The organism is Sphingomonas sp. GW821-FHT12D09 (genome assembly GCF_058807215.1).
The window spans coordinates 715,015-728,181 of the sequence record NZ_JBXAQL010000002.1 but is presented as its reverse complement, the minus strand read 5'-3'; the positions used below and the strand labels follow the sequence as shown (position 1 = coordinate 728,181).

The 13,167-nt window shown below is 67.5% G+C and carries 10 protein-coding genes and 1 tRNA gene; 2 read left to right on the top strand and 9 right to left on the bottom strand.

Going from position 1 to position 13,167, the window contains the following annotated elements:
- Positions 1-66: 66 nt before the first annotated feature.
- From tssA to AC1RPL_RS13390, 6 genes are all read right to left on the bottom strand, one after another.
- Positions 67-1,152: a type VI secretion system protein TssA gene (gene tssA, locus AC1RPL_RS13415; protein ID WP_493069786.1), complete on the bottom strand. Its 1,086-nt coding sequence runs from the start codon at positions 1,150-1,152 to the stop codon at positions 67-69.
- The gene (locus AC1RPL_RS13410) at positions 1,149-5,390 is read right to left on the bottom strand and encodes a type VI secretion system protein (RefSeq protein WP_493069785.1); all 4,242 of its coding nucleotides are present in this window, start codon (positions 5,388-5,390) and stop codon (positions 1,149-1,151) included. Before AC1RPL_RS13410 ends, tssA begins: the two co-directional genes overlap by 4 nt.
- Entirely contained in the window at positions 5,387-6,181 is a 795-nt protein-coding gene (locus tag AC1RPL_RS13405; protein ID WP_493069784.1) for a DotU family type IV/VI secretion system protein, read from the bottom strand. Before AC1RPL_RS13405 ends, AC1RPL_RS13410 begins: the two co-directional genes overlap by 4 nt.
- A complete protein-coding gene (gene tssK / locus AC1RPL_RS13400; RefSeq protein ID WP_493069783.1) occupies positions 6,178-7,638 on the bottom strand; it encodes a type VI secretion system baseplate subunit TssK in 1,461 nt (486 codons plus the stop codon). Before tssK ends, AC1RPL_RS13405 begins: the two co-directional genes overlap by 4 nt.
- A gap of 6 nt (positions 7,639-7,644) precedes the next feature.
- The gene (locus tag AC1RPL_RS13395; protein ID WP_493069782.1) at positions 7,645-8,085 is read right to left on the bottom strand and encodes a hypothetical protein; all 441 of its coding nucleotides are present in this window, start codon (positions 8,083-8,085) and stop codon (positions 7,645-7,647) included.
- Between the two features lie 200 nt (positions 8,086-8,285).
- Positions 8,286-8,672, bottom strand: coding sequence for a DUF4280 domain-containing protein (locus AC1RPL_RS13390; RefSeq protein WP_493069781.1), 387 nt, complete (start codon positions 8,670-8,672; stop codon positions 8,286-8,288).
- 195 nt (positions 8,673-8,867) lie between these two features.
- On the opposite strand from AC1RPL_RS13390, the gene AC1RPL_RS13385 reads away from it, so the two are divergent.
- Both AC1RPL_RS13385 and AC1RPL_RS13380 read left to right on the top strand, forming a co-directional pair.
- Positions 8,868-9,035 (top strand): hypothetical protein, encoded by a 168-nt coding sequence (locus AC1RPL_RS13385; protein ID WP_493069780.1) that lies wholly within the window; start codon positions 8,868-8,870, stop codon positions 9,033-9,035.
- A gap of 114 nt (positions 9,036-9,149) precedes the next feature.
- Positions 9,150-9,225, top strand: a tRNA-Thr gene (locus AC1RPL_RS13380).
- A gap of 1 nt (position 9,226) precedes the next feature.
- Here the strand turns inward: AC1RPL_RS13380 and AC1RPL_RS13375 are convergent.
- The 3 genes from AC1RPL_RS13375 to kdpC are packed head-to-tail and all read right to left on the bottom strand — an operon-like array spanning position 9,227 to position 13,166.
- Entirely contained in the window at positions 9,227-9,910 is a 684-nt protein-coding gene (locus tag AC1RPL_RS13375) for a response regulator (protein WP_493069779.1), read from the bottom strand.
- The gene (locus AC1RPL_RS13370) at positions 9,907-12,570 is read right to left on the bottom strand and encodes a DUF4118 domain-containing protein (protein ID WP_493069778.1); all 2,664 of its coding nucleotides are present in this window, start codon (positions 12,568-12,570) and stop codon (positions 9,907-9,909) included. The genes AC1RPL_RS13375 and AC1RPL_RS13370 overlap by 4 nt, the downstream gene beginning before the upstream one ends.
- Positions 12,567-13,166: a potassium-transporting ATPase subunit KdpC gene (gene kdpC / locus AC1RPL_RS13365; RefSeq protein ID WP_493069777.1), complete on the bottom strand. Its 600-nt coding sequence runs from the start codon at positions 13,164-13,166 to the stop codon at positions 12,567-12,569. Before kdpC ends, AC1RPL_RS13370 begins: the two co-directional genes overlap by 4 nt.
- Between the last annotated feature and the right edge of the window lies 1 nt (position 13,167).

The following is a 13,167-nucleotide window of genomic DNA, read 5'->3' as shown; positions in this document are numbered from 1 at the left end:
GAGTAAACATGAGTTTTTGGGATTTACAACTAGATTCTAAAATAGAACCGAAACGGTTGTAGAGATTTATTCTTCGCGCATCGCCAGCCCGATCGCGGAGAGCAGAATAGACATGCCGCTGCCATTGGCATTCAGCTCTGATTCCAATTGATTCAAAGGCATGTCACCCCACTCCACCAAGTAATCCAGGACGTAGGGAACGGGGCTGTGCGGCTCGACGACTCGAAGGAGATCGGCGATCGCGGCAAGCTGGCGATAGGCGGCTTCGCGCGAAGCCGGCGGTGCGGGAATTGCCAGCGCCGACGCCGGCACCACGCGTGCCGCGACCGGCGAGGGAGCAGCCACCGATTCGGGCAGCGCCAGCGGCACCGGTGCCCCCCTCCCCGCCAGCGTTTCGGTGGCGAAGGCTCCGATTTCCATGACGACGCCGCGGATGCGGCCCAGCCCGGGGGCGTCGCGGCCGCACTTCGCGTCGAGCACCGTGTCGAGCGCATCGAGCGCTTCACGCGCGTCGGCCATCGCCGCGGCGATCTCGACCAGGACCTCGGTGGCGGTCCGGTCCCGGCAACCATCGAACCGCTCGCGCGTCACGGATCCACCCGCCTCGGCACGCTGTGCCGCAGCGGTATCCTTCAACCGTACGGTCTCGAGCTGCTCGGCATTGACGTGATCGGCCCAGCTGAAGCGGGTGTCCGGCACCAGGGCGTGAATCACAACCGGCAGCTGGCGCAGGACCAGCGGCAGCCGCTGGTTCAGCCACTCTATCGCCCCGATATGCACATCGGCATCGCCGTCGATGTTGGGGTGGAGCGCATCCCAATAACGCTCGCAGAGGCCCGCGATCAGATGCAACGTCGGTGCGAGAGCAGCGAAGCCATGGCGATGCACCCATGCCTCGCCGAGCCAGCCGGCGACACGCAGGTCCTTCGACTTTTCGCGCAACAGATCGCTGCACAGGCGCTCGACCAGCGCCCAATCGGCCTGCTTGACCTCGCGCACCCACACGCCGCGCGGCGTGCGCGCATCCTCTTCGCGGCGCGCCTCGAGGATGCTGCGATATTCCTTCTCATAGCGCATGTCCCGTCCGGTCGGCGCGTCGCCGGGAATCGGCTCGAGCAGCTCGGCGACGCGCTCCGCCAGATCCGCGTTCATCGCTGCGCGCCCGCGACCAGCGACGGCACGCTTTCCGGGAACGGCGGCAGGACTACCGGCACTTGGCGGTCCGGCTTGTCGGGCGTGTGCACCGTCCGCGACAAGGTGAGGCGCAGGAAGATACGTGCGCGGTCCCGTATCGGATCGCCGCCCGAGGCGCGCGCGCGGTTCTCGCACAGCGGCACTTCGAACGCGATGGCGACGCCCGGCGCGGTCTCGCCGATGCGCGGCGATGGGCCCTGCGCGCGCAGCAGGCGGAGCAGCGCCCAATTACCGGCGACATCCTGCTCGAAGAAATTGCCTCCCGGCAGCGGCAGGCATTTTCCGTCTGCGGTAAGCGGCAGCGTCGGCGCATTCGCCGCCCAGCGCAGCCGCATCGCGACCGGCTCCCCATTGTGCCAGAGGAAATTGGCCGCTCCGTCGTCCCGGGCAAGCGATTCCGGCGTGCCGATGGTCGCGCCGAGCACCTGCGACTGGCCGACGGCGATCGGCAGGTTCGGGAAGAAGTCGACGCCGACATTGTAGGTGAGCGTGGCATCGCCCGCATCGAGCATCGGCGCGAGCGCCTTTTCGACGTCGATCAGCTGGTCGAGCACGATCGCAGCCCTGCGCCCAGGCTCGCCAAGATGCGTCGCCGATTCAAGCGCGGTCTTCAGCTCCGGCAGCAGCGGACCATATTGCGCGAAGAATTCCTGGACGTTCGCCGGATCGGCCGCGGGCGAGGATGTGTAGCTGGAGAAGGGGAAGCGCCCGGCCAGCGTAGCGTTGAAGAGCTGGCGCAGGCCGTTATACTTCTCCTCGATCGTCGCGGTCGCCACGCGCCGGCAATGCGCGATCATCTTGACCTTGATCGCCGCCTGCTGCTGCGCGAAATAATCGCCCTGCCGGATGCGCCCCCCAAGCGTCTGCGCGCATTTGCGCCAGTCGAGCTTGTCGAGATCGACCGTGATGTACTGTTCGAGCCGGCTCAGCGAATTGCTGGGACTGTTGCCGTCATAGGCGTCCAGCGTCTGCAGGATCGCCTGCCAGCGATTGGCGCGCGCGAGATTGGCCGCGCTGGCCGCCGGGGTTTCGCGCAGATAGGTCACGAGCGGCGCCACTCGCCCCCGCGCCAGCGCGATCACGCGCCCGCGGCGCTGGGGCAGCGTCGCCTTGAGATCGTCGATCGTGTCGACGCCGTAAGCCGCCGCTGCCGGCGAGCCGGTGCCATCCCATGCCCTGAGGCTGATATCGTCGACCGCATAGGGGCCCCCGCCATTGTCGAGCTCGCGATCCGCATCGGCAAGCAGCAGCCCGGCCTGTGCGGCGACGCGCTGGTCCAGCCGGGCGGCGACATCACCCGAGCCGATGCCGCGCAGCGTCTCGCGGATGTTGATCAGCAGCGGGAGCGCCTGGCCGAAATTGGCCGCCCCTGCATCCACGCCGTTCTGCGCTCCGCCGACCACGGCCGACAAGGGCTGCGCGGCCTGGGAGACCAGACGCTCGGCATATTGGCCGAAGCGTTGCGCGGAGAGGTCGATCGCGATCTTGTGCAGCGTCCCCGGCATCTGGCCGCTGCTCTCGGCCAGGAAATCGGTATAGTTTTTCAGCGCGCCCTGCACCGCCTGCAGACGCGCTATGTCCCAGCCGGCGCGTGCGCCGGTATAGCCGATGCCCGGCTCGCCCTCGGGCACCATGAAAGGCTGGGCGAACAGCGCGCGCAGGAAGTTGCGCGTATCGATCGTCGGCTGGGAAAGCTTGGGCAGGGCCACCGGCGGGTTGACCGGGGCGGTGGCGACCGAGGGCGGCACCGGCTTGGCCAGCAGCGCCAGCGCCTCCGGGCTGGCATCGCGATCGAGCAGCAGCGAGCCGAACAGCTGCGCCGAACGCAAGTCCTGGGCCTGTCGCTCGGCGAGCGACAGCGCCTGGCCGGGCAGGTCGGTCAACTGCGCCGTGTGTACGGTCTCCAGCCCCTCCAGCGCGGCCATGTTCGGGAGCGGCAGATCGCTGCCGCTGGCATAGATCCAGGCGTAACGGCGCGGCTCGGCCAGCGCGGCGGCCATGATGTCGATATGCTCGACCAGCTTGCGCAGCCCCTCCTCGGAGATTCCGGTCTGGGACTTGTCATCGACCCAGTTCGATATCTTGTGCCAGGAGTCGGAGACCGGATTGCCGAGATAGTAGATGCGGGCCGCGGTCTTGTAGCGCTTGTACACGATGCGCCGGAGCGTGTCCTGGACGATCCTGGTGTTGAGGCACGGCACCGAAGCCTCGGTTATGCCCTGCGAATAGACGCGGTAGTTGCGGGTGAACTGCGGCGGCAGCTGCTCGCCGAGCGAATATTGCACGACTTCGGAGAAGCCGCGCAGCACGCCCACGCTTTCCGGCGTCTTGCCGCTCATGTCGCTGGCGAGCTGGAAATGGCGATCATAGGTGGCGATGTTGCGCAGCGTGGCACCCCAATAGCCTTCGAAATCGCCGCCGAAGCTCGCGATATCGCTGCGATCGTCAGCGACATCGCCGCCATTCTCCTCGGCATTGCGCAAATCGGCGCCGACATAGTGCCATTTTTCGTCGGGACGCCAATTCTCGATCGGCTTGTCGCCCGCGAGCAGCGCGGTGATGCCCGCCGGGGTCGCCATGCTGTCGCCGATCGCGTTGAACACCACGTCGTGGAAGCTCTTCTTGATCGCATCCTCGACCATCTGGTTGGCGCCGGTCAAATAGGACGTCGGCGCCAGCCAGGTCTCGATGCGGTGCAGGTCGAGCTCGGACATGCGCTGAAGCAGCTGCACCGAGTTTTTGCGGCTTTCCTGGAATTCCTTTTCGGTCTTGTCGCCGCCGACGCGCGCCTTGCGCTCGGAACAGCCTCCCGACCCATCGCGCGTCTCGGTGCGGTTCTGATCTGCCGCGACTTCGATCGCTGCAATGTTGCGGAGCAGCGTATCGAGCGGCGGCACGCTATGCCCGGCATAATAGCGGATCAGCCCGATCCCGACCGCGAAACCCAGGCAGGCGGCGAGCAGCGCATATTGGGTGCGGCGGATCATGCGGTGGCGCCGCGTGCGCTCGCCATAGGCCGGCTGGGCAAGGCCGGATTCGGGGAATATCTTTTCGAGGAACAGCAGCTGCGCGAGACGTTCTGGAAGGCGCGGTCGCGTCGCCTCCGCGCTTGGCGGTGGAGCCCCCCCTGCAGCATCCCCGACGGGATTGGGCGCCGGCGGCTCGGTATCTCCAGTGAGGAAGATGCCGCGCAGCATGAAGGATTCGTGGTAGACGCTGTTCTCCAGCATCTGGCCAAGCAGCGTCCGCAGCGCCGGCCGCTTCTCGGCGAGCCGGGCGGGCAGCAGCAGCACGTCTTCGGAAAGCTGGTCGTTGGCGGCTGGGCCCAGCGCCGGGTCGGTAGGCGCGCCTTCGATCCCCATCAGCACGTGCAGTTGCTCGATCGACAGCGCGCCGCACATCGCGTCGAATGCATCGTCCACCCAGCTCGACTGGAATACCGAATCCAGCGTCCTGGGCGCCGCCCATCCGACCACCGGGTTGAGCGCCTGCGCCAGCACCGCGCGGGCGATCGCGGGGAATCCCGGCAGCTGCTCGGCCTCGGTAACCAGCACATAGACCGGCAGGCGCCAGCCCGTGCGCTGCTGCACGGTCAGGATGAGATTGTAGAGCTGGCGCCCGCGTGCATTGAGCGCGGCCTCCTCCGCTTCGGCAAGGAAGGTCCAGGGCACGACGATGACGAGCGAATCGACCGGCCGGTCGGGCCGGATAACCTCGACCTCGCGCAGCAGGTCCACCAGACGCCGCTCGGCCTGGGGCTGGGCGACCAGCCCGTCCTCGAAGCCGATCACCACGCCGCCGGTGCGGAAGCTCATCGTGCCGGCGCGGGCAACGTCCTGGTCGTCGAGCCAGCCCATGGCATATTCGGCCTCGATCGGCGGCGGCGGCAGCAGCGGCGCGAGCGTGTCGCCGCCAGCGCCGATCACCAGCGACCAGGGCATGTCGGTCGGCCCCCTGCCCCCGGCGACGAGCACGCGCAGCTCGCGCATCGCGATCGCCAGCGCGGTGCGCAACGTCGCCGGCGGCGCGATGTCGCCGGGCTTACGGACCGGCTCTTCGGCTTCGGCGGGCGGCGCCCCGGGGAGCACGCTGATCTTGGTGGCCTTGGTCAGGCTGCTGCGGACCACGAGGATGACCCCTACGATCAGGAGGATCACCAGGATGCCGATGATTGCCGCGAGCCACGCGCTGTTCATGGCCGCGGCGACCGTGCTGGGAGGGGCGTATCGTCCTTCACGATCGCCTCTGCGCGGTGATAGACGCGCTCGGCCTGCAACCACCAGACGAGATGGCTCACCGGCAGATAGGCCAGCAGCACGGCGGCCAACCCGATGATCCACGGCCACAGTCGGGGCAGCGGGCGCTGGCTCTCGCCGGTAAGCGTGATCCCGCTCACATCGGGCAGGTTATAGGGCGAAGGATCGTCCGCGACATAGGGCTGGCGGCAGACCAGCTCGTACAGCGCCTGTTGCCGCCGCCAGACCTCGCCATGGTCGGAGCGGCCCTCGAACCGGCCGCGAAAGCCGGAGAGCAAAGCGAGCAGGATCACCATCGCGGTGCGCGGATCTGCGCGGTCGCGGCGGATCAGCTCGTCGAGCGCCTCGAATACCCGGTCGCCGGCGAGCCGGCTGCCGAATAGCCGGAATTCAAGCGGTTCGTCGATCCACGCCGCCTGCCCCGCCCAGCGCGGGCATTGGACCAGCAACACCTCGTCGGCGACCGCGGCCATGACATAGCCCGGATCGACCATGCCCAGCGTCTCGGCGGCATCGGGATGATAGCCGAATCCGGCGATCGCCCGCGCCAGTTGCCCGCGGACCGTATCGGGGGTCGGTTGCCGCCCGAGCCCCGCGGCTACCGCATCGCCTTCAGCCGCCTGGGCCGGCGCGGCATTGATCGCATCGCGGATCGCGGCCAGCTGCGCATAGAAGCTGCGGAATTGCTCCGCCGCCAACTCCTCCTGCTGGCCCAGCGCGAACGGCTTCATGGCGCGCCATGCACATCGTCCGCCTCGATATTACGCGGCACGTAGAGCAGCATGTCGGTCGGGCCCTCGGCTGCGTTGTTCTCGATGACGAGCAGCCCGTCTTCGATACTGATGTCCGCGGACACTTCGATGCTGAACAGGCTGGTGAGCGGCGAAGGTGAGAGATCGAGCGTGTCGTCACGTTCGATCGCCTTGCGCGGGGCACCGGCGACGCGGCGGCGGCGCAGGTCAGGCATCTGGTCGCCCGAGGCGATCGCGGCCTTGGCGACCCAGCCGCCGACCGTGCTGGCGGCCGCGCCGCGCCCGCGCACCGCGCCGATGGTGAAGCGGCTGCCCAGATCCTCGGGGCGGAAGCGCAGCTCGAACCGGCTCTCGCTCGCGCGCTCGAACGGCACGGTGCGGAAGCGCTGGTTGAGCGTATCGAGCATGCGGATGATATGCGTCTTCAATGCCTCGAACCCGGGCAGCGTGTCGGCATGGCAATAGGGAGGCAGATCGGGCAGGTTGAGTTCGCCGCTGATCAGCGCGAGATCGCCCACCACGTCGCACAGGGCGAGGTAGAGCGTGAAGGGATGCGCGGTTCCGTCGCGCAGCAGCGCCTCGAGCCGTGGCACCGACCGCGCCACCGCCTGCAGCTTCTCGGAATTGTTCTGGAGCGTCTGGAAGCGGCGCATCACGATGCGCAGGTGCATCTCGATCGCCTGGAGGCCGCCGCCGGCATCCTGCTGCATCATCCCCGGATCGGTACGCATCCGCTCGGAAAGGAACCGCGCCTTGGCCCGCAGCTCCTGCGTCACGTCGCGTGCGCATTGCTGGAGGTAGCGCGACGCGCCGATGTCGAGCCGGGGCGGCTCATAGGAATCGGGGCCGATCGTCGATTCCGGATCCTGGAAGACACGCACCAGCGGCAGGCTGGCATATTTGGCGCCGGGCGGATCGAGCGCGTCGTCGGTGACCACAAGATCGAACGCCGGGCGCAGCCAGGGCCGCTCGCGCATCGCCTCGCTCGCCGCATCCTCATCCCCGGGCAAGTCGTCGGGCTCCAGCCGGGTGCCGGGCACCGAACGATAGCGCAGCAGCACGCCCGGCTCCGGTTCGTCCATCGCCGCCGTCCGCCGGCTCCAGATGGGGACGACAAGGAACACCGTCTTGGGCTTGCGCCCTTCGAACCGGTCCTTGAGGAGGATGCGCAGCGGAAGGTCATTGCCCTTCCCCGCGTCATGGATGACGACCATGCCGTCCGGCATCACGGCCTCGAGCTCGAGCACTTCGAGCACGCCGTCCTCCAGCCGGAAGCGCAGCCGGCGCACGCCCCAGGCATGCGGAATGGCCGCCTGGGCGAGATAGCCGCTAAGCGCTTCCTGCCGGCGGCTCGCCTCCTGGAAATGCGCGGGCATGAGCAGCATGCCCTCATACCAGTGGATCATGTCCGGAATCGCGGCGGGATCAATCGGCATCGCTGGTCAGCCCTTTTCCGGAATCCATTTGAAGTCCTTCTTCCCCAGCATAAGCGTGCCTCGTTTCTCCTTGCCCAGGCGCTGGCGGAACTCGCCGTCGCCGCGATAACTAACGAAGATGAAGCTGCCGATCAGATTGCATGGCGCATGCGCGGCAGTGGCTTCGAGATATTGCCCGGGCTGCACCTGCCACTGGGTGAAACGATAGCCCTTGGGGAAATCCCGCTCGAGCTGCTCGTGGTTCTTGAAATAGTCCTGCGCCTTCATCTTCGAGATCGACTGGTACACCTCCTTCTCGGTGATGAAGACCAGGTCGATCGTCATCGCGTGGTGGTCATTGCTGGCCTCGGTCGAGTTGAAGGCGAGCGTGCCGAGGCCGGAAGACTTGAAGCACAGGATCTTGGGAGTCTTGCACCCGGTCAGAGGAAGGGAGGCAAGCAGCAGCAATGACAGGGCGGCAACGCCCCGTCCCAGCCGACTCACGACGGCATGCCGCTGCGTCCTGCCCGTCCCCATACTTGCCCAAACCCCCGGGGGAAGCCCGATTTGGAACAACTTAGCTCTAAAGTCGGGGTTGGCAACGTATAAGATCGCGGATTTTCAGTTGACAGCAATGACATTAAGAAAAAGCACCGAAATGGTTTTAGTCATGCCTGGACGGTTGTCTGGCCCGGCGCAGTAAACTGAATCACCCCCGCATAGGCGCACGTCAATTTGCAGGTGTCATTGAGCGCGAGCACATTGCCGATCGTCGCCGTGGGCACACCCGGCGCCCAGGGCCCCGCCGGCACGGGCGTGCACGGCATCGGCGTAAGCGCGCCGAGCGCGGCGGCGGTGGCGGCTGCCACTGCGGGGTTTGCCAGGCTGTTGCACATGCCGAAGGGCGGGATGTTCAGCATCGGAATATTGTCGGCAATCGTCGCCGCCGGCATGTTGCCCGCAATCACGCAATTGGTCGGAAGGATATTGAGGCTGCTCGGCGCCACGCCGAAGCTGCACGTCATCATCGCGCCCGTGGTCATCAGCATCGGCATGTCGCGGCTCCGGAGCTCGCTGCAGAACGCCCATAGCTACGCCCAGCCGCAGCGTATCCGCAAGCACCGCGCGCGAAGAGGGTTCGGCACCATTTGTCGCTGCCCGAGCACGCCTCGGCCACACATACGCGATTGTACGGAATGCGGCCGCCACACCGACCCCTTACATCGGAAACGGATGGTTCCGGAGGGGATATGACCGACCGCAAGTATTTCGCCCAGCGCGCCGACGAGGAGCGTGACGCCGCACTGAAGGCGAAGGGCATGCCCAGCTTTCGCGCGCACATGGGGATGGCGCAGGAATATGAACGCCGCGCCCGCGGTTTCGACCCCCGGCACGCCGACAAGGTCGTGCTCGACTGAGGCCGCGACGCGCGGTGTCGCCGGGCAGCGATTTGGCTCCGGCGTCTCTTGACCGGGCCAGCCGATCCTAGCAGAGGCTCACACGGCCGCGGGTTCCGCGACTGTCTGGTGCGTGCCGGGTTAGCTCAGCTGGTAGAGCAGCGGTTTTGTAAACCGAAGGTCGCGGGTTCGATTCCTGCACTCGGCACCATTCACCCCATCAGACGATAGCCCACCCCAGGCTCGTTGCGGATCGCCGAGGGGACAGCCGGATCGTCCTCGATCTTGCGGCGCACCCCGCGCGCCGCCACGCGCAGATATTCGACGTCATGCTCGTGCCCCGGCCCCCAGACGGTGCGCAGCAGCTGGCTGTGCGTCACCACGCGGCCGGGATGCTTGGCCAGCTCGGCGAGGAACCCGAACTCCTTGGGCGTCAGGTGCACTTCTTCCCCAGCCTTGCGCACCAGCCGCGCGGTCAGGTCGATCTCGATCGCGCCGATCTTCACCACCGGTGCCTCGGCCTCGGCTGAGAGGCGGTGGCGCAATGCAGTGCGGATGCGGGCGAGCACCTCCTCGGTATCGAAAGGCTTGGTGACATAATCATCGGCACCCAGATCTAGCGCCGTCACCTTCTGATCGGTCGCATCGCGCGCCGACACCACCAGCACCGAGGCCCCCGCCGCCTTGAGCAGCGGGACCAGCTCCAGCCCGTCGCGATCGGGCAGCCCCAGGTCGAGCAGCACCGCCTCCGGCTTGTCGATCTGCATCGCGTTCATGGCGTCGCGGGCGTTGCCCGCCTCGACCACCCGGTAGCCCGCTCGCGCCAGCCCTGCACCGAGCAGTCTGCGGATCGCCGGCTCGTCGTCCACAACGAGGATCTTCGCCTGCTGGCTCATTCGCCCGCGCTACCTTTACGCAACAATGCCTCCGGAAAGCGTATCGTGAAGACCGCCCCGGCCGGGTCGCTGCGGTTCGCGGCCGACACGCTGAGCCCCATCGCCTCGGCAAAGCCCTTCACGATGGCGAGCCCCAGCCCGGTGCCGCCCTTGCGGTCCGAACCCTCGATCCGCGCAAACGTCTCGAATATCCGCGTCTCGTCCCCTGGCGGCAGCCCAGGCCCTTCGTCCATCACGCTCAGGGTCATGCTGCCTGGCTGGCGGCGCGCCTCGATCGTGATCGGCGAGCCCGGGTCGCCATATTTTCCGGCATTCTCGATCAGGTTAATCAGGCAGTGGTGGAAGAGCTGTGGGTCGAGCGAAGCAAAGGGCAGCTCCGGCGGCACGTCGAGCCGCACAGGATGATCTTCCAGCACGCGGCGCAGGTCATGCACTGCGGCAGCGACCGCCTCGGCCAGGTCGACCGGCTCGATCGACTGGTGCAGCGCCCCCGCCTCGATCCGCACCATGTCGAGCAGATTGGCGACGAAGCGGTTGAGCCGCCCGGCTTCGGCGCGGGCAGCGGCAAGCTGGTGCGCCTGCTCCTCCCCCACCGGCTGCATCTCGCCGAGCATGCCCAGGATAGTGGTGAGTGGCGTGCGCAGGTCATGGCTCACTGAGGAGAGCAAAGCCGCGCGCAGCCGGTCGCGTTCCTTCAACTGCGTCACCGTCGCCATCTCGCTCTCCAGCGCGATCCGCTCGAAGGCGAGCGCGGCCTGGTCGAGCAGGCTGAGCAGCAAGGGCAGCTGGTCGGAGCGCAGCGGGTTGCCCGCATCGCTGCGCGCTACGCCGAACACGCCGAGCGCGCGCCCGCCGGCGGCCAGCGGATGGAACAGCCATTCCGATGCGGTGAGCGTATCCGATCCGCGGCCCGCCGGGCTATTGTGGTCGAACGCCCATTGCGCCGCCGCCTGCTCGATCATCTCGAGCCGGTCCTCGGGCGGGAACGCCGAGCTCAGCGCCAGTTGGCCGCGCTCGGGCAGCAGGAGGACGGTGCTGACATCGAGCAGCCGCGCCACTTCCGCGCACAAGGTCTGGCCCAGTTCCTCCTGCGTGCTCATGCTGGTCAGCAGCCGCGCGAAGCCGGCAAGCGTGCTGTTCTGCGCAGCACTGCGCTGGGCCAGCCCCGCCTGCGCCCGCACACGCGCGGCGAGCTGGCTGGAGACCACCGCGACGCCCATCAGCACCAGCACGGTGATGATGTTCTGTGGGTCCTGGATCGTGAAGGTGTGGGTCGGCGGGATGAAGAAGAAGTTGTAGGCTAGCGACGAGATCAGCCCGGTCACCACGCCCGCGCGCACGCCGTAGCGCGTCGCCGCGAACATCACCGGCAGCAGGTAGAGCAGCCCGATATTGGTGATGCTGCCGAACGAGAACAGGCTCGCCCCCAGCAAGGTCACAGCCGCAACCAGCGCCAGCGAGATGGCATAGACGCCCGGCGAACCCCATTCCCCGCGCGGCCGCCGTACCGGCCCGCTCGGCGCCGGCGCTTCGAGCATCGGCAGCACATGCACGGCGATCCCGGGCGTCTCGCGCACCAGCCGATCGACCACCGATCCGTGGCGCAGCTCGAACCAGCGCGAGCGCGCCGACTTGCCGACGATCAGCTGCGTCGCGCGCGCCTCGGCTGTAAAGCGCTTGAGCCCGTCGAGCACCGATTCCCCCGGCACGCTGGCCACCTGCGCGCCCAGCTGGCTGGCGAGGTGCAGCGTCGCGGCGACCTGGGCATTCTCGGCGTCGCCGAAGCGGGCCGTGCGCGGCGTCTCGATATGGACTGCGGTCCACGGCGCGCGCAGGCCATCGGCGATGCGCTTGGCGGCACGGACCAGTTCGGCCGAGCCGGGCAGCTCGCTCACCGCCACCACCAGCCGCTCGCCCACGCCCCAGGTGCCGGCCAGCGCATGGGTGCGCAGATAGTCGAGCATCTGCGTGTCGACTGCCTGTGCCGCGCGGCGCAGCGCCAGTTCGCGCAGCGCGGTCAGGTTCGACTTGGAGAAGAAATGCCCGAGCGCACGCGTCGCTTCCTCGGGGACGTAGACCTTGCCCTCGCGCAGCCGCGCGATGAGCTCGTCGGGCGGCAGATCGACGATCTCGATATCGGCGAGCTCGAGCACGCGGTCCGGCACCGTCTCGCGCACCCGCACCTTGGTGAAACTCGCGACGACGTCGTTCAGGCTCTCGATATGCTGGATGTTGATCGTCGAATAGACGTCGATCCCCGCGGCCAGCAGTTCCTCGATATCCTGATAGCGCTTGTCGTGCCGGCTGCCGGGCGCGTTCGTATGGGCAAGCTCGTCGACCAGCACGAGCTGCGGCGCGCGGGCCAGGATCGCGTCCAGGTCCATCTCGGCGATGGTGCGGCCATGATATTCCACCGGGCGGCGCGGCACGATCTCCAGCCCCTGGACCAGCGCCTCGGTCTCGGCGCGGCCGTGCGTCTCGACCACGCCGATGACGATATCCACGCCCGCCTTGCGGTGCGCCGCCGCCTCGGTGAGCATCTCATAGGTCTTGCCCACCCCCGGCGCGGCGCCAAGGAACACCTTCAGACGGCCGATGCCCTCCTGCGCGGCGGCGCGCAGAAGGGCATCGGGATCGGGTCTCTGGTCCGCGTCGCTCACCGCGCGGCTTGTGCGCCTTGGCGGGCCTGCTTGTCGAGGTCGCGATTGAGCGCGAGCACATTGATGCGTGGCTCGCCGAGAAAGCCGAGCAATGGCTTCTCGACATGCGCCTGCACGATCGCCCGCACCTTGTCTGCGCTCAGCCCGCGCGCCTTGGCCACTCGGTCCACCTGGTAAAGAGCCGCCTCGGGGCTGATGTGAGGGTCGAGCCCCGAGGCGGAGGTGGTCACCAGATCGGCGGGAACCGAGTTTGCTGGTGGTGTGCGGGTGGCGGCGATGTCCTTGGTCACGCGATCGGACAGCGCCTGCGATGCCGGGCCGAGATTCGAGCCGGCCGAAGCGCTGGCGTCATAGCCATTGGCGCCGGCGACGGAGGGGCGGCCGTGGAAATAGCCCGGGCTGGCAAAGCCCTGGCCGAGCAGGTCGGAGCCACGGACCTGGCCGTCCTCGACGATCAGGCTGCCATTCGCCTGGTTCGGGAAGGCAAGCTGGCCGACGCCGGTGAGCGCCGCCGGATAGGCTATGCCCAGCAGCAGGGCGAACAGGACCGTCAGAACAATCGCCGGACGGAGCGCGGTGGTGAAGTCTTTCAACATC

Bases quoted from the DNA above. Each gene is read 5' to 3' on its own strand.
- AC1RPL_RS13385 (WP_493069780.1), top strand. From the start codon at position 8,868: ATGACCGACCGCAAGTATTTCGCCCAGCGCGCCGACGAGGAGCGTGAC.
- AC1RPL_RS13410 (WP_493069785.1), bottom strand. From the start codon at position 5,390: ATGAACAGCGCGTGGCTCGCGGCAATCATCGGCATCCTGGTGATCCTC.
- AC1RPL_RS13390 (WP_493069781.1), bottom strand. From the start codon at position 8,672: ATGCCGATGCTGATGACCACGGGCGCGATGATGACGTGCAGCTTCGGC.
- AC1RPL_RS13405 (WP_493069784.1), bottom strand. From the start codon at position 6,181: ATGAAGCCGTTCGCGCTGGGCCAGCAGGAGGAGTTGGCGGCGGAGCAA.
- tssK (WP_493069783.1), bottom strand. From the start codon at position 7,638: ATGCCGATTGATCCCGCCGCGATTCCGGACATGATCCACTGGTATGAG.
- tssA (WP_493069786.1), bottom strand. From the start codon at position 1,152: ATGAACGCGGATCTGGCGGAGCGCGTCGCCGAGCTGCTCGAGCCGATT.
- kdpC (WP_493069777.1), bottom strand. From the start codon at position 13,166: ATGTTGAAAGACTTCACCACCGCGCTCCGTCCGGCGATTGTTCTGACG.
- AC1RPL_RS13375 (WP_493069779.1), bottom strand. From the start codon at position 9,910: ATGAGCCAGCAGGCGAAGATCCTCGTTGTGGACGACGAGCCGGCGATC.